General features: G+C 46.9%; 17 protein-coding genes. 6 read left to right on the top strand and 11 right to left on the bottom strand.

Annotation, left to right across the window (positions count from 1 at the left end; all coding sequences use genetic code 11):
- Positions 1–157: 157 nt before the first annotated feature.
- The 6 genes from MHI37_RS02445 to MHI37_RS02420 form a co-directional block, all read right to left on the bottom strand.
- Positions 158–829 (bottom strand): SOS response-associated peptidase, encoded by a 672-nt coding sequence (locus MHI37_RS02445; RefSeq protein WP_076337081.1) that lies wholly within the window; start codon positions 827–829, stop codon positions 158–160.
- 114 nt (positions 830–943) lie between these two features.
- On the bottom strand, positions 944–1,795 hold the full coding sequence (locus MHI37_RS02440) for an AraC family transcriptional regulator (RefSeq protein WP_076337080.1): 852 nt from the start codon (positions 1,793–1,795) through the stop codon (positions 944–946).
- Positions 1,796–2,071: 276 nt separating this feature from the next.
- Positions 2,072–2,785, bottom strand: a complete 714-nt coding sequence (locus MHI37_RS02435; RefSeq protein ID WP_076337079.1) for a hypothetical protein — start codon at positions 2,783–2,785, stop codon at positions 2,072–2,074.
- 25 nt (positions 2,786–2,810) lie between these two features.
- The gene (locus MHI37_RS02430; RefSeq protein ID WP_076337078.1) at positions 2,811–3,263 is read right to left on the bottom strand and encodes a flavodoxin; all 453 of its coding nucleotides are present in this window, start codon (positions 3,261–3,263) and stop codon (positions 2,811–2,813) included.
- A gap of 32 nt (positions 3,264–3,295) precedes the next feature.
- Complete coding sequence (locus MHI37_RS02425) at positions 3,296–4,096, bottom strand: hypothetical protein (RefSeq protein ID WP_083676275.1); 801 nt, start codon at positions 4,094–4,096, stop codon at positions 3,296–3,298.
- A gap of 13 nt (positions 4,097–4,109) precedes the next feature.
- On the bottom strand, positions 4,110–4,295 hold the full coding sequence (locus MHI37_RS02420) for a hypothetical protein (protein ID WP_076337076.1): 186 nt from the start codon (positions 4,293–4,295) through the stop codon (positions 4,110–4,112).
- 277 nt (positions 4,296–4,572) lie between these two features.
- Between MHI37_RS02420 and MHI37_RS02415 the strand changes: the two genes are divergently transcribed.
- The gene (locus MHI37_RS02415) at positions 4,573–5,397 is read left to right on the top strand and encodes an exosporium glycoprotein BclB-related protein (protein WP_083676274.1); all 825 of its coding nucleotides are present in this window, start codon (positions 4,573–4,575) and stop codon (positions 5,395–5,397) included.
- Positions 5,398–5,457: 60 nt separating this feature from the next.
- Here the strand turns inward: MHI37_RS02415 and MHI37_RS02410 are convergent, their stop codons facing one another.
- Entirely contained in the window at positions 5,458–6,045 is a 588-nt protein-coding gene (locus tag MHI37_RS02410; protein ID WP_076337075.1) for a hypothetical protein, read from the bottom strand.
- A gap of 129 nt (positions 6,046–6,174) precedes the next feature.
- On the opposite strand from MHI37_RS02410, the gene ilvA reads away from it, so the two are divergent.
- Positions 6,175–7,443 (top strand): threonine ammonia-lyase IlvA, encoded by a 1,269-nt coding sequence (ilvA, locus tag MHI37_RS02405; protein ID WP_256710529.1) that lies wholly within the window; start codon positions 6,175–6,177, stop codon positions 7,441–7,443.
- A 106-nt stretch (positions 7,444–7,549) separates the two neighbouring features.
- Here the strand turns inward: ilvA and MHI37_RS02400 are convergent, their stop codons facing one another.
- Positions 7,550–8,527 carry an aldo/keto reductase gene (locus MHI37_RS02400; RefSeq protein WP_076337073.1) on the bottom strand — a complete coding sequence of 326 codons (978 nt, stop codon included), beginning with the start codon at positions 8,525–8,527 and terminating at the stop codon, positions 7,550–7,552.
- Positions 8,528–8,661: 134 nt separating this feature from the next.
- Here MHI37_RS02400 and MHI37_RS02395 point away from each other — a divergent pair, with 134 nt between their 5' ends.
- The 4 genes from MHI37_RS02395 (at position 8,662) to MHI37_RS02380 (ending at position 12,104) form a co-directional block, all read left to right on the top strand.
- On the top strand, positions 8,662–9,825 hold the full coding sequence (locus tag MHI37_RS02395) for a glycosyltransferase (RefSeq protein WP_076337072.1): 1,164 nt from the start codon (positions 8,662–8,664) through the stop codon (positions 9,823–9,825).
- Between the two features lie 17 nt (positions 9,826–9,842).
- Positions 9,843–11,048, top strand: coding sequence for an MFS transporter (locus MHI37_RS02390; RefSeq protein ID WP_306010672.1), 1,206 nt, complete (start codon positions 9,843–9,845; stop codon positions 11,046–11,048).
- Between the two features lie 4 nt (positions 11,049–11,052).
- The gene (locus tag MHI37_RS02385) at positions 11,053–11,661 is read left to right on the top strand and encodes a TVP38/TMEM64 family protein (RefSeq protein ID WP_076337071.1); all 609 of its coding nucleotides are present in this window, start codon (positions 11,053–11,055) and stop codon (positions 11,659–11,661) included.
- 143 nt (positions 11,662–11,804) lie between these two features.
- On the top strand, positions 11,805–12,104 hold the full coding sequence (locus tag MHI37_RS02380) for a transposase (RefSeq protein WP_076337070.1): 300 nt from the start codon (positions 11,805–11,807) through the stop codon (positions 12,102–12,104).
- A gap of 197 nt (positions 12,105–12,301) precedes the next feature.
- Here MHI37_RS02380 and MHI37_RS02375 read toward each other — a convergent pair whose 3' ends face one another.
- The 3 genes from MHI37_RS02375 to MHI37_RS02365 form a co-directional block, all read right to left on the bottom strand.
- A complete protein-coding gene (locus tag MHI37_RS02375; protein WP_076337069.1) occupies positions 12,302–13,381 on the bottom strand; it encodes an aromatic acid exporter family protein in 1,080 nt (359 codons plus the stop codon).
- On the bottom strand, positions 13,378–14,505 hold the full coding sequence (locus MHI37_RS02370; RefSeq protein ID WP_076337068.1) for a DNA alkylation repair protein: 1,128 nt from the start codon (positions 14,503–14,505) through the stop codon (positions 13,378–13,380). The genes MHI37_RS02375 and MHI37_RS02370 overlap by 4 nt, the downstream gene beginning before the upstream one ends.
- A 222-nt stretch (positions 14,506–14,727) precedes the next feature.
- Positions 14,728–16,503: an ATP-binding protein gene (locus MHI37_RS02365; protein ID WP_076337067.1), complete on the bottom strand. Its 1,776-nt coding sequence runs from the start codon at positions 16,501–16,503 to the stop codon at positions 14,728–14,730.
- Between the last annotated feature and the right edge of the window lie 69 nt (positions 16,504–16,572).

Here is a 16,572-nt window from a genome sequence, read left to right as displayed (position 1 = left end):
ACCAAAAATGGAACTTTAGCGTCTCTGGCTTCCGTTAGCTTTCGTTATCAACAAATTCGGAGAATCCATAATTTCCCATATAACAAAAAAGACGTACATGGCTTGCCCCAGCCTCCTAAGAAACTGAGCAAGCCATGTACGTCTAATCTTCATCTTATTATGCAAAATCCGGACGTATCTCACGAATGCAATCCGGTGATTCGTACAAGTCGTCATGCACCGCGTTAGTTACAGGGTAAGCGCGCATGAGGTAAGTGTCCATAGCCTCCAGATGCTTGCGCAATCCGCTAAACTCCGTAATACGTGGATTCAGCCAATCCTCCATGCCTTCCTCATCCAAAATAACCGGAACTCGAGGCTGCCAAACCGACATAGCCCCCGTCGAAGCAGCCGTAATCATCGTGAAGGCGCGTACCTCCCTGCCGCTTACATTTTTCCAGCAGTCATAAATGCCTGCAATGCCCATCAACTGCTGGCTTGGCACAACGATGTGCATGGCTCTTGGGTCACGCTCTTTCCCGAACTGCTTTTGTCCAAAAAAACCGCTGCATGGCAGCACGCATCTTTGTCTACGCAGCATTCTCTCCAAAAAAGGCTTCTCCGACAGCGTCGTATGATCTGCATTAATGGCATCCTTCGCCCAGAAAGGGAATAGCCCCCATCTCGACTCCTGCAGCGTCCTTTGATCAAAGCGATCATTCATGACAATCGAAACCGTCTGTGTTGGCGCTACGTTAAAACGGTTCGTATGCCCGTAAATAACCTTTCTTACCTGAAACATCTCCACAATATCACCAATATCTGCCGTTAACGAAAACCGTTCAATCATCGCGATCACCCTTTTCACGTTGTTGAATCCAGTTTTTGTTAAGGACACATAAATTATGCAGAACAGCTGATTAAAGTATGTAAAATAGCAGACCGTTAACCATCCGAGCATCTATTACATCGTGAAGCGTTTCCTGAATTTAAGCGGGGGCATGCCCGTATGTGATGCAAATAATCTTGAAAAATGCGGCGTTTGACGGAATCCAGTTTCCTCTGCGACCCGAGCAATGGTCCAATCTGTCTTGATCAGAAGCAGCTTGGCTTGATCGAGCCTATAATACAGCAAATATTGCTGCGGCGTGCAATCGAATACCTCCGTCATACAGCGCGTAATGTAATTGGTGTGCAGTCCAAGCACATCGCTTAGCATCGTGTTGCTAATTGGACTGCGATAATTCAGCTTCAAATAAGCAGCAGCCCGCTCTGCGACCGATACTGCCGCCTTAGCCGCATCTGAGCGCCAGCCTTCATCGAGCATTTGAAGCAAATGTAGAAACCGCTGCTGACGTTCCCAGAAAGCACCATGCGATGAGCTTTTGGCTGCTTCATGCAGCTGTGAGAAAATAAGTTTGGCTTCATCTGGATACGTAAGCTTCATTTTTTTGGGCAGGCGAATTGCATAGGTGTAGTAATCCCCTCTCAGCGAGCCGCTTTGGTTGCCCACCGTTTCCTCCCATGCGCCTACCGTCTGAAAATGAATCCAGTCAAACACCGTATCCTCCTCACACGGGCGAGTAGAATAATGCCATCGATCAGGTCTAAGGATGAGTACATCACCCGGTCCAAGCGTCCATTCATGGTTGTCCTCTGCCACATGTAGCGCACCTTGGTTTACAAATAACAGATCAAAGACGCCCAGATTCGTTCGATTTGGATGCTCCTCCCCTGGGCGATAAGTTAAACGATTTGACTCTATGAAGAAAGGCAATGGCGGTGAACGAAATGTTAGTAAAAGCTCTTCTGACAACCTGATCTCTCTCCTTCTAAAGTTTTGCGAAGCAAAACTTACTTCGTAAGCGTAGACTTAGTTTTGCGAAGCAAAACTTACTTCGTAAGCATAGGCTTAGTTTTGCGATGCAAAACTTAGCTATTAATCTATTTCATGTGCAAATATGCAAAAATGACTACTGACCATGTTACTTGAAAACCATTTCATTTGTCTACAACAAAACAAAGCCCCCATCACTCCATAAATGGAGATTGATTAGGGACTTATTTGCTATCTATTATTTTATGGACAGTTTCACATGACTAACTGTGCGGGCCAGCCCGGATTAACCTTGAATACATCCACCTCAGGAAGCAGGCTTTTGATCAAAAACATATAATCATAGGAACTCTCAAGCGTTGCCTCATCAGGCTCAAACACGATTCGTTTTCCACAGAGCAGAGAAAGCACCTCAATCCGAGTCGGCAGCTTCTCAAACGCGCTCATACAAAATACAGACGTCATATGAAACAACAAGTCAAGTGATTCCTTATCCACATCAACCGCTAGCTTCTGCACAATATAATCATCAGCAGCTCCGCCCTGGTCCCTTGAAATCAAATGAAAGATTTGCGATAATTCCAAATCAAGATCCTCCACATAAGTAGACAGCTGCTCGTAGAAAACAATCGGCATGTCGGGACATGCACCATCGAGCAGAAAAGCCTTCAGCTGTACCTTGATCTGCTGCTTCATTTGCAAATAATGCTCATGCGAATGGAATTTATAATTTCGATTTGTCCACCAGTGTTCAACAGAAGCCTCAATAGCTTCTGGTGTGCGAGCAGTTTCAGAAAACCTATAAAAGTCATTTACGCAATGACTCGCTGCGAACTGGACCATTTGACGCCAATTCACGTCGCCTTCCCGCTTGCTTCCTGATTTCATATTTGCGAATCGTTCAGGACAGCGAAGGAGCTCTTCAAGCCTATAGTCTTCAATTTTTAATATTGCTGGTAATTGCTCCATTACACTGCCCGCCTCTCTCGCTGAATTAACTATTCACTGCTACAAGCCCGGCAATTTGACGCCCTAAGCTTCTGCCTTGCTCCTTCTCTGCTTCAGTAGGATTGTATTCGAACTTGATGCATTCACAGGCAATCTCCGCGCCAAGCTCCTTCAGTTTCTCTTCAATAATATTGACAGAAGCGCAGTAGATCGGGTAAGAAGTATCACCTGAACCGAATACAGCCGCTTTTTTACCGCTGAGATCTAGTGAACTCATTTCTTCGTAAAAGTCGAGAAATTCATCCGGCAGCTCGCCGTCTCCCCAAGTGTACGCACCGATAATGATACCATCATAATCCATAAGCTCAGCCGCGGATGCGTCGAAAGACTCCTTAGAAACCACCTCTGCTCCAGCTTCCTTCACACCCTCAACAATCGCCTCAGCCATTTCCTCGGTATTTCCGGTCATGCTTGCATAAACTACCAGCACCTTTGGCATTCATAATTCCTCCGATTCCTGCTTTTAATGTATTAAACGCTTACGGTTTGAATTCCCTGATAAAGTGTAGCCATATATAAATTACCGTCTTGCATGTCAATGTCTGTCACTGGGCAGCCCAGTTTAACTGAAAGCAGCGTAATCTGATTGCAAATATAAGCAAGCTGGAATAATCCGCGGTCTGTACACACATAGACCTCTTTGCCCTTGGCAAGCACAGAAAAAATAAACGGCTTTCCGAAGCTAATACGGTCAAACCTTCCTTTTTTGTCACCAATCAGCAGTTCTCCATGCTCACTCGTTCCGATTAAATGACCTCGAAACACTGCTAAGCTCGTGACACTGGTTTCCAGCTCGAAATGCGCCCAATCATCCATAAAGCGATCATAGAGTGATATGCCGCTCTCATGCGAAAGGATCAAATACTGTGGCAAATTGATAAAATCATACACTCGCTTATCGTTGCAGGCAATTTGCTCCCATCTAGAGCTTGCCTTAGACCATAGTCCATAATTTGTTGCTGCATAGCTGCTTCCACCGATTTTGCGATATTGGTAGCATGGTATCGACAGGCCGTCATTTTCCCACGCATCACCGTTCCATTCGTACAAGCCACTGCTTGTGCAGGCATGCAGCAAATCATGCTGCAGCTGCAGTCGATTTACATTCGTTTGATCCTCAATTCCTTGTTCAAGCTTCTCCCAGCTGCCTTCCGCATCGATATGATAAATACCGTGGCCGACTGAAGCTGCGAACAAGCCATCAGGTCCTGCCTTTACCGATGAGAACGGAAAGAGCAGCCAATTCCAAGGCTTACTCGTTTCAGTCTGCATACCTCTCACCCCTTCAGGAAAAAATTGCGTTAGTTTGCACGTTCTGCTGTGCTTTCGCACTGCTCACGTGCTCCGATCTTTTCAGCTCAGCAGCATGGCTTTGGCTTGTATGGCTTCCAAAGCACTGCTTCCAACTAATCTGCTGCAGCAGCAGAGCTGATTTGCGTTTCTTTATAACCATTTCATAAAGCAAACCCATTTGCTTTGCCTCCCGTTATATATGAATATGCAATTATTTTAATTGATAATGATTATCACTTTCGTAATTATGATAACTATTCTCAACGTAGATGTCAATGTATTTCTTCATCCATTCTTCATACCAAGAAGCTGAAGCAACTCTATTTATTCCCAAGGCCAATCTCTCCCCTATAAAGGTACATTTCCGCAAATATGCATAAAAGCCTATGACCCTATAAGCTATTACCCAATCAATAGATAGAGTACAGACGTAGAATAAGGCAAATACCAAGGAGGTGCTTGCACTGAGTTATTCAGATAACCACAAGAAACGTTGTGTTAGAAAACCAACATCAGGATGTAGTCCAAAAAGAAAGAATCATGGAGATAAACTCGTTGTAGTAAAAAAGAAAGTTATAGTTAATGTTCCGAATTACGGAACTGGACGTAGAGGTCCTCAAGGTCCTCGGGGGCCTCAAGGGCCCGCTGGAGCCCTTGGTCCTGTCGGACCGACAGGACCAGGCGTAGGCGCGACTGGCGCGACCGGCGCTGTCGGACCTGCTGGTGCGACTGGCGCGACCGGCGCTACGGGTGCTACCGGCGCAGGTGCGATTATTCCATTCGCTTCAGGCCTGCCTGTCGTATTGACTACTATAGCAGGTGGATTGATAGGTACCTCAAGTATGGTAGGCTTTGGATCCTCAGCTACAGGTGTCAGCATTCTTGGTGGAGTTATAGATCTTACAGGTGCTGCTGGTACGCTCTTTAACTTGGCTTTCTCCGTGCCGCGCGATGGTACAATTACTTCGATTGCTGGTTACTTCAGTACAACTGCGGGACTTTCACTCGTAGGTTCAACGTTAACGATTTCAGCTCAGCTATTCAGTTCTACAACACCGGATAACTCATTTACAGAAGTACCAGGTGCAACTGTAACATTAGCACCTGGACTCACCGGCATTATTAGCATTGGGGACATCAGTAGCGGTATTACTTCAGGCTTATCCATTCCCGTTACTACTGGAACTCGCCTTCTGCTCGTGTTCTCTGCGACTGCATCTGGTGCCTCGCTTATCAACACAATAGCCGGCTATGCAAGTGCTGGCCTGTCTATTTCCTAATAAAAAAAACGACAGACGAAGGATTATCCTTTGTCTGTCGTTTTTTCTCTTTATTATTAATTAAAGCTGAATTTTCAGCTGGAGCTTGAAATCAATTTTAAGTAAGTCCTGCTCGAACCGAACAGCCTGCACGGTCACAATATCCTGACTTGGCAAATCCAGCGGTATAATGATTGTCTCCAAAACGCCAGTAGGCAAAGAAATGTTCTTTAGCGATAGCGACTGCGGTCTTAGCACAATGTTTGGCGCTTGCCACTCCAGCGAGTATACAGCGTCCAGCTCAGCAGGAATTCGATCCATATAGGTAACATTCATACGGGCGATCAGCCTATCCTCCTCTAGATCGAAATGAGCGCCGTCCAATCGGAGATCCTTCGTCAGCTCCAGGAAGGAGACTCCGTTCTCACTGCTTGCATACTCTTTTTTCATATTCATTTTGATTAAATGGTTAATATCCGCTTCCGTAAGGACGAGCTCTGGCTTTAATTTTTTGACCATGTCCAGCGCCTTCTCCTTCACATCAATGGGTGTGTAGCTCATATCGAGCTGCTCCTCTGGCTTGATATAGGATATCAGCCACCAGCTTGCTCCGCCAAGCAATAGAGCAATCACAATGATGACTGTCAGTAATCGTTTTATAATCCTCATCCGTCCGCTTCCTCCTTTGCCTTTATTGATTAAAACTATTTTCTATTGCGCCAATTTATATTGATAGTGCTATAATAAGCAAATAATTATGCTGCCGACCAAGATTAACGGCTGAGAGGATGTACAACCGTGAATACGAACAATATACCGTTACACCGCATAGGGCTTGAAGAAATCGTCCAAGCGCAAATGCACTTAAAGGATGTTATTACACGTACACCTCTCCAGCATAACCGTGTGTTATCCGAGAGATACAATTGCAATGTGCTGCTGAAGAGAGAGGATCTTCAAATCGTTCGCTCCTTCAAAATACGCGGCGCCTATCACCTTATGCGTTCTCTTGCTCCTGAAGTACTTGCCAAAGGCGTAGTCTGCGCAAGTGCAGGCAATCATGCGCAAGGAGTAGCGTATTCCTGTCAAACACTCGGCATTCCAGGAAAAATCTATATGCCAAGTACGACTCCACGTCAAAAGGTTTCGCAAGTCAGCTTCTTCGGCGGTTCTTACGTAGAGGTCATCCTGACAGGAGACACTTTCGATGACGCTTATTCTGAAGCGGTTGCGGAGTGCGACCGCAGCGGCATGGCATTCATTCACCCGTTTGATGATCCAAAAATCATCGCAGGCAACGGAACCATCGGGCAAGAACTGATGGAGTCGGCCGATGCTGTGCCTGACTTTATATTTTTGACTGTTGGCGGCGGCGGACTTGCAGCAGGGGTATCCTCTTACGTAAAAATCGTCTCTCCAACAACGAAAGTCATTGGTGTTGAACCAGAGGGCGCTCAGTCGCTTAGAGCATCTCTTGATGCCGGTAAAGTTACGCCGCTTGATCAAATCGATAAATTTGTTGACGGCGCAGCCGTCAAACGGATCGGAGATTTGACGTTCGAGCTTTGCAGAGATCAGCTCGACGATGTTATTTCTGTACCCGAAGGAAAGGTATGTACAACGCTGCTTGATTTGTACAATGAAAATGCGATCGTAGCCGAGCCGGCTGGCGCCTTGCCAATTGCTGCGCTGGAAGCCTATCGCGATCAAATTAAAGGAAAAACCGTTATTTGCATCGTGAGCGGCGGCAATAACGATGTCGATCGCATGCAAGAAATTAAAGAACGCTCCCTCATCTATGAGGGCTATAAGCATTATTTTATGGTCAGCTTTCCCCAACGCGCCGGAGCGCTTCGAGAATTTCTTGATCAGGTGCTGGGCCCGAGCGATGATATTACCCGCTTCGAATACACGAAGAAATCGAATAAGGACAACGGTCCTGCACTCGTTGGCATTGAGCTCAAGCACAAAGAGGATTACGAGCCGCTTGTCGATCGAATGTCCAAGAAGGGCTTTCAATTTGTAGAACTCAACAAAGACCCTGTCCTATTTAATCTGTTGATTTGAGCTAGCCTTTAAATCGAAAGGGACTGTCAGGAAAGTAGCTAAAACTACTTGAGTGACAGTCCCTTTTTTTCATGCAACTAATACCTATTGAGACCGTCTCTTGGCATTACCAGGCGTATGCGCGCGGCGCATCTCCGCCAGGGCCTGGGAAAATCTCATCTATACGCTTAAGAGCCGATTCATCTAGCGTAATTTCCACTGCGCGAAGCGAGCGCTTGAACTGGTCCAGCGTACGCACGCCAATAATCGGAGCGGTCACAGCTGGATTAGCAAGCAGCCATGCAAGTGATACAAGATCCTCCGGCTCGCCAAGCTCGTCACAAAATGCTGCATAAGCTTCAAGCTTGTCTTTATGCTGCTCGAATCGTTTCGAATCACCGCTGCGGCGACCTCCATCCTTGCGGCGATGATTGCCCGCCAGCAAGCCGCCATCAAGCGGGCTCCACGGAATAACTCCGAGTCCCAGCGCTTGCGAAGCTGGCAGTACCTCTAGCTCTGGCAAACGGCATAAAAGATTATATTTATGCTGCTCAGACACCAGGCCAAGCGCGCCTCTCGCCTTCGCCTCCCCCTGTGCTACGGCAATATCCCAGCCTGCGAAGTTACTTGCTCCTATGTAGCCGATCTTGCCTTGGTGTGCAGCGATTTCAAATGCTCCAAAAAGCTCCTGCCAATTCACGCTGCGATCGATATGATGCATTTGGTAAAGCTCTATATGATCGGTTTTAAGGCGCTTCAGCGAGCCTTCCAGATGTCTGCGAATTTTGTAAGCTGAAAGGCCTGCTTCTCTATTAGGGCCATCATGAGCATCATGCATGTCCCCGTTTACTTTGGTAGCCAGCACTGTACTCTCGCGGCGTCCCCCGCCCTGCTCGAACCAATTTCCGATAATTTCTTCTGTACGGCCAGCATTCTCTCCCCAGCCATAAATATTCGCGGTATCAATAAAGTTAATTCCTGCGTCTCGCGCAGCATCTAGTATACGAAATGATTCCTTTTCATCGGTATCTACTCCAAAATTCATCGTACCAAGGCATAAACGGCTTACTCGCAGTCCCGATCTTCCCAGCTTCGTGTATTGCATTCTAATCATCGCTCCTTCAATTTTTGAAATAGGATGGATTACGTAACCATTATACAAAAATTACACAATTTAACCAAACTGCGTTCATCATCGCATGACAATTGGTGGCTACACTAACGGCAGGAGGTGTGCTTATGATTTCTGTTGTTAACGATTCACAGCCGAAGCTGCTCATTTTGTACGCGTCTTACGGAGAAGGCCATCTGCAAGTAGCTCGCGCAATTAAGGGCGCATGGGAGGAGACAGGCAATTATCATACTGTAATGATAGATCTAATGGCAGAATCTCACCCTTGGCTGAACGAGCTGACCAGACGATTCTACTTAAAAAGCTACTCTTCTATGCCTTCACTATACGGCTGGATGTATGATTTCACTAAACTGATGAATCATGATTCCTTTTTCGGCAGCCTGCTTCATTCCTTTGGAAGCGATAAGATCAGGCGAATTCTCGAAATAGAGCAGCCGGATATCGTTCTACATACCTTTCCGGGCTTTGGGCTTGCGGAGACTAAACGGCGCAATAGCCCTCAGCCCCCCTCCTACGCTGTCATCACCGATTTTGATTTGCATCGCCGCTGGGTTCATCCCAGCATCGACCGCTATTATGTGGCAACCGAGGATTTGAAGCAAGAGCTGGTGCTGCTAGGCATTCCCGAAATTGCCATTCAAGTGAGCGGAATCCCGCTTAAGCGCGGTTTTTACGCAACAAAAGCTAGCTCGCTGCTATATGACCGCTATAAGCTGAGCCCCGACTCCCCGGTCGTTCTTATTATGGCAGGCGCGCAGGGTGTTGTCCCCAATCTATTCCAAATATGCAGCCAGCTTCTTCTGGACGATAACATCCAGATCGCACTCGTATGCGGACGCAATCTTCTTATGAAGGACGCCATAGAGCAGCAATTTCAAAACCGCGAAGGCGCCTCACGCTTGCAAGTGTATGGCTACCTAGAGTCTATTCATGAGCTAATGGCCATTTCTGATTGTCTCGTAACCAAGCCTGGCGGCGTTACGCTCTCCGAAGGAATTGCTGCCGGATTGCCTATCTTTATCTATAAACCGGTTCCTGGACAAGAAAAACAAAATGCGCTTTATCTCGCATCCAAGGGAGCAGCTGTTATATCCTATGAGGCTAGGGAGCTCACAGCCAGCATTTTGAAACTCATGCGCGACCCACTCCTTCTTACCGTAAGCAAGCTGTCCACGAAGCAGCTTCAAGTTAAGCACGCAGCAGCGGAAGCCATTGTTTTTGATATGTTATCCAATTTGCGTATAATGGAGAATACAGCGACTCTATAGGAGAGAAGGGCTTGTCCGTGCATACAAATCAGAACGGTTGGTTTGGGGCGGAGATGCGTCTTATCTCCGTTATTTTGTTCGTTGTCGAGTTTGTAAGAGGAGCTGTTCTTGTCAGCTTACTGCCTATATATGGCGCCAAATCATTGGGACTTGCTCCCGATGTGATCGGAGCTGCTATTTCAGCTCACTATATAACCGATACTCTTCTGAAAATGGCGATTGGCTATTTATTAGATCGCTTCTCGATTAGAATCGTCGTACAGGCCGGTCTGATAATTTCGCTTGCCGGCGTTTATTTGCTGCAATTTGCGGAGCTGCCCTGGATGTTAATTGGATCTGCTGCGTTATATGGCATCGGCATGTCACCCATTTGGATTGTCTGCTTGACGAAGGTTACGAAGGAGAAGCGCGCTACCCAAATGGGACTGCTGTACACGATCTGGATGGTCGGTCTCGGGAGCGGTCCAATTGTTTGTAATATTTTACTCGATTATAACGTATCGTTTACCTACAAACTGCTTGTCAGCATGTCCGCAGCTGCATGTCTGCTGACGCTCTTTATGAGCAAAGAAAAGGCAAATACGCCAAGCAGCATACCCATGCGACAGCAGTTCATCATCCTTAAGGAAAGACTCAGCCATATCAAGCTGCTTCTGCCAGGAATGATTTTGCAGACGACAGGTGCGAGCATGCTCATTCCGATTTTGCCTGTCTTCGCAGATCAAGAGCTCGGGCTCTCTGGCACACAATACTCCATACTCCTTACGGCAGGAGGGGTTTGCGCAGTTGCTGGTCTTGTTCCCATGGGAACGCTCTCCGATAAGCTGGGCGGGAAAAAGTGGTTTTTAACGGCGGGATTCATGCTCTTCTCGCTAGGGTTGTACCTGCTGGCCTCGGGTCTAACGTTCTGGTATTGTTTACTTATATCAGCAGGTCTTGGATTATCATATTCCGCTATCCTTCCTGCATGGAATGCATTGCTGGCCGCCTATGTTCCACCGAAGCAAGAAGGACTTGGCTGGGGTGTTTTATCGACCTTTGAAGGTATTGGCGTCATGATCGGACCCGGTATAGGCGGTTTGATTGCTGCTTGGAGAGGAGAGGCAGCTGTCTTCTGGATGAGTGCAATTCTTTTTGGGCTCATTGGCGTATTTTATTTTTTCCTCCCGATCCGGCTGTTCACTGTAAATGATAAAGCTACAAACAAATTAGAACGGGGTTAACACTATGGACGATTGGCGCAACTGGCTGGAATACATAAAGCACTTGGATCTCGATTCCATACAATGGACACTGGAAAGCTATTCCCAGTGGGGGCCTTTTCCCGGCATTTTGCTGCCGATGATTGAATCGTTTCTCCCCTTCCTCCCTTTAATCCTTATCATTGCGGCTAATGCCAATATTTACGGTCTGGGCTTTGGTTTCTTATTCTCCTGGATCGGCGTAACTACCGGCGCTGTCTGTGTATTTTGGATTAGCCGCAAGCTGGGGCGAAATGTAAAGGGACGGATGGAGAAACGTTTTCCAAAATCGCAGCGGTTTTTTAATTGGGTGGAAAAAAGAGGATTTACGCCGTTGTTTTTGCTCTCTTGCTTTCCATTCACACCGTCGGTCATTATTACCGTCGTCTCAGGTCTGAGCAAAATCCCTTTTCACACGTTTCTGCTTGCTACGCTGCTCGGAAAGGCCGTTATGATCTTCTGTATCTCCTTGATCAGCTTCGATATTGGCAATCTGGTGGATGAGCCTTGGCGTATTTTTGTCTCGATTACTGCTGTTCTAGTCTTGTGGTTTGGGGGCAAACGACTCGAATCCCGTTATCAGCTGAATGGTTGAGCCTTATGAAAATAGTACCTTGGCTCATACATTTCTTCCTTTTGTGGCACACTGTTGAGGATATTCTTGTGAAGATGAATATGCCGATCACAAAGCAGTGTCGCAGCACAAATTATGAGAATAGGAAGGTTGGGTGACACCATATGAGCGATACAAATAATCATAATGAGATGAATCCCATGTCTGGGGAGCCGGTTGAGGTAAAGGGTACGTACCGAAATGAATGGGGTCGTGATGAGCAGCTTGAGCGTGGCGACACATTCCCAGCTGATCCTATACTTGGAGCAACGGAATGGCAGCTAGTTGAACTCTTCTTCAACAATCACCATAAGGGGCATACCGATCCACGACTGGTCCCACATGATGATGACAATGATCCAGAAGCACATATGCAGCATCCTCGCCGTCACGAGGGCAGCAATAAAACCGACGACGATCAATAGAACACTGCTAGAATGTACAAGGTGAAACGGCTGTCGCCGTCCTTATGGCGGTGGCGCGTTTCATTCCGGAGAAATATAGAGAAAGAATCGCAAAATGATATACTTTCCTATATTTCAACAAAAACAGCAGGTGGAGCACTCGCTTATACGCGTGGCTCTACCTGCTGTTTTTTATTTCTCGTTCATGCTGCGGGCGATTATCCCTTATTAGCGGCTTCTCTTTCCTTCGCTAAAGGAGCTTCTCCGCTGTGCTTCGCGCTTTCCTCTCGCTGATTCACTTGATCGATCAGCTTTTCCAGGCGGCGCAGATGGTACGCGTATTCGAACAGCCCCGATGCGACAAAGACGAGTCGTTTATGCTCATCTGGATCATCCATAATATAGGCGGATAATTCTTTTACAAAACGCGCCTCACGCTCCTCCTCTGGCTCGATTAGCGCATTAGGCTTCATTTTGTCCTGTGCCTTCAGCAGAATTTGCTCATGATACTTGGATAAATCCTCAATTTGTCCGTCAAAGCGCAGCGCCCATTCGCCCGCACTAGGGGAAGCAAAATAATGCTCCTCGACCACATCGAGAAGATCTGCCCCTTTTTGCAGCGTCTTGATCATTTGCTTGGAAACAAGCAGCTGCCGCGTATGACTCGTCTTCGCACGAGCAAGCACCTTCCGCTCCTCCTCGAAAACGACATAGCGGTCCTCCAGCCTGCGCAGCGTAACATGGAGGTTTTCCTTCTCTTGACGGAAGATTTGCTCCTTCATTTCATTGGATACGGCTGTTCGCAGCAGCAAGGACAATTGCGCATAAGCCTGATGTACTTGCTCTGTAAACTGACGTCTTGGACGCGGTGGAAAGATGAGCACATTCACAGCGAAAGAAGAGCCAATGCCTGTAAGCACCATCAACAGCCGTTCAACTGCTACACTCCAGCCTTGACCGTTCGCCTCCATAATCGCGACTACCGTTACGAGCGTCAAGCTGATGGTGCTTTCCATTTTTAGACGAATGCTAATTAGAATGACAAGAACACAGACGAGTCCGACTGCTATCGGTGTATGGCCAAACAATCTTACGGCAATGATGGCGATCGCAGCGCCTAATAAATTCGTCTGTACCTGATCCGCTACACGCTGCCAGGATCGATAAATAGACGGCTGTATCGTGAATATAGCTGCCACAGCTGCAATTAGCGGTGAGGCAAAGCCAAACCAATCACTTAAATAAATTGCCAAGGCAAGAGCCATTCCCGTCTTCAAAACGCGGGCGCCAATAGTCATTGCGGATCAGCCTCCGTCACAAGTAAATCGGCTGCTGCAACTTCTCTTCCATTTACCCACAACGTCACGCGATGAAGTCCGGCATAATGCTTGCGCGTCGTCAAATTAGCAAAACGATGAACGCGAACAGCCGAAGCCACTGCTCCGCCGGCATATTCGCGATCCGATAGCAAAAATCGTTTAAGCGACGTTTTCCCTCCAGACTTTACGAATGCAATGCCATATTCGATACGAAGCTTGGCTTGTTCGCCCTCGCGCAGCTGTACCCGGTACTGCAATGACACCTCTCCCCCAATCGATACCGAGCTTGGGACAACCTGCAGCTCAGCAGCACTGACAAGTGTTGTAACTCCCTCATCAGCCGCCTCATGCTCAGAATAGCCGAACAGACTCATAATCTGCGGGTGGGCCTGCTTGATCAAGGTTCGGCAGCCATGCCGAATAATCCAGTCCGTATGTACATCCTGTCCTCGCCAAGCATTCGCTAGCTCGATCACCAAATCGGGATGATCCTTCGCAATATCATTTAGATTATTGGCAACGCTCTTGCGAACATAAAGGGAAGAATCCCCTTTCAGCTTCTCCAAAATCGGAATAATCGGCGAAGGATCCCGCTTATAGAGCGGCAGCGCTTGTGCCCAAGGCAGACGAGGCCTGATACCTTCACTCGCGAGACGCCTGACATGCTCATTCGGATGGCTTGTCCAGCCCAGCATATGTGCAGCCATACGCTCCGGATCCTTTAATATAAATGATCTAATCGCGAATTCAGCAGTCGAACGCTCTGTGAATCTCTCCAGCGCAGCTAGCGACAGCTCCCAATGCTGCGGCGCCATCCCGAAAACTTCAACAAAGTCGGGAAAAAAAATGAAAGGAAGACCTCTACATTGTTCATCTATTTGATATAGAACAGCCAATGCTTCTTCATAGGACTGCGGCAATTCGGCGCCCAGTGCCTCTGTTATTTTACGAGCACGCGCTTTAAGCTCCAGCTGCTCCCAGCTATCGTCCCTGACGCGCTCTACAAAAACAGCTTCATTAAAGGGACTCCAAGCCTTCTTCACCAGACTCGCAAATTGTTCCAAAAAATCGCCATCATACATGGCCTTCAGCGGTTCTGCCAAATTCAATCCCCTCCTCCAGCTATTATACAAAAAAAATCCTCCCCATGCCTAACATCTAAGCTAGGGGCCATGCCTAATGCATCACAGCTTACAAGGTGAAACTTATACTTTCCTACATTTAAAAAAGCCAAGAATACCTCACACGGAAGCATTCTTGGGCTCATCGCCTATCCTAATAAAAGCTGCTATAGAATTTGCATACTTGCACTTGGAAGTCCCTTCTTATGCTTCGGCCTTGCTTTTCTTGTTCATACTAGTATGCTCCTTGTAGGGCAGCTTGATGATAAAGGTGGTCCCTACTCCGACAACGCTCTCTGCCGTTATCTGACCATGATGATTGTCGATAATTTTGTAAGTAACCATTAAGCCGAGTCCCGTTCCTTTATCTTTCGTCGTGTAGAAGGGCTGGCCGATCTTAGCCAGCTGCTCCTTGCCAATACCGGAGCCTTCATCCTTAATTCGGATGATCACGCCTTGCTCTTCTTCCAAAGACATGCTAATAGAAACCACGCCACCGCTATGCATAGATTCAATCGCATTTTTGAGTAAGTTAATAAACACCTGCTTCAGCTGGCTTTCAACGCCAAGTACCCAGAGTGGACGAGCTTCCAGCTCGAATTCAATAGTAACGCCATGCAATATCGCCTGCGTCTGCAGCAGGTTGACCGTGTCTTCCATGATTCGACCGGAATCATGATGAACAAGCTCATAGCTCTGCGGTTTCGAGAGCATCAGCAATTCACTAACGATCGTTTCAATTCGCTCAAGCTCCGATTTCATAATGTCATAGAAATGACTGCTATTTCCCCTGCCCGTAGTAATGAGCTGTAAGAAACCCTTTAACGAGGTGAGCGGGTTTCGGATTTCATGCGCTATGCCTGCAGCCAATTGACCCGCTACATACAGCTTCTCGGAGTTGATAAGCAGCTCTTCATTTTTCTTGCGCTCGGAGATGTCGCGAATGATGACCTGTACAATTTGTTTTCCAGAGAAAAAGGAGCTTGCTCTAACCATCTCCGTATGGAGCAGAGTACCCTGCTGCGACTTCCATTGCAGCTCGATCGGCTTCATAGATGCTTCCTCACTGCTTTGTTCCGCCGAGAGACACGCTTCCATTTCAAAATGATATTTCTCATCCAATAGCTGATAAATGCTTGTACCTATAATACCCTTCTCCGACTCCACCTCAAACATATTCAATCCAGCCCGATTCATGAACTCCCAACTGTCGCCGTTAATTAACGCAATCGTATCCATCGAGTTTTCAACAAGCAGCCTGTAACGCTCATTCATTTGGCTGTATTTGCTCGCAGTGAGCCATGTAGTTAGACTAAAGCTCAAAATAATTAAAGTAGACAGCCCCAGCAAAAACGCAAGCAGGAGCAAATATTCGTTTAGTAAATCCGTTGACAAAATATCTCTATACTCTACTTTTAGTGCATGCAGACCGATCTGATGCAGCGCCATGTTAGACAAACCCAGCGACAAGCACCCTTTAAGCTTATACTTGGAGGTCTTCGCCGCCAGCCAGTAAAAAGCCAAATAAGCGCCGAGGAAGCTCACTCCAAAAGAAAGCATGTAAAGCAGCCAATTCATTTTTATACCGGCCGTTGATTCTGACAGCATAGACATATACTGCAAAATGCTAGTACCAAGCGCCATTAATAGTGCACTAAATAGATAGCGTCCTCGCACAGCCCTCTTCTGTTTCAGTACACGTAATGAAACGTAAACCATAATTGTAGATAAGAGCAGAACAAATAGCATGGACCAATTCATAACCAATCTATAATCGGATGCGAGCAGCGAGACCACATGCATCGTCCACAGACCTAGTCCAAATACAGAGGCTCCACCAATAATCCAGTTGAAGACAGCAAGTTGGTTGCGGGACTGCAGCTGCTCAATCATATTCAGCATGGTATAGGAAGCAAAGCACATAATTATAATCGATAAAATGAGATAATAGGGGTTTCCAATAATTATAGAGTAGGCCATAAGACTCCTTAAGTATCCATATATTCACTTCTTAATAGTAAAATTCGACAATCCACACTAAAGTCCTTT

This window comes from Paenibacillus sp. FSL H8-0548 (genome assembly GCF_038630985.1).
Lineage (GTDB): Bacteria > Bacillota > Bacilli > Paenibacillales > Paenibacillaceae > Pristimantibacillus.
Note: the sequence above shows the minus strand (reverse complement) of the source record. Positions and strands in the feature narration are given on the sequence as shown.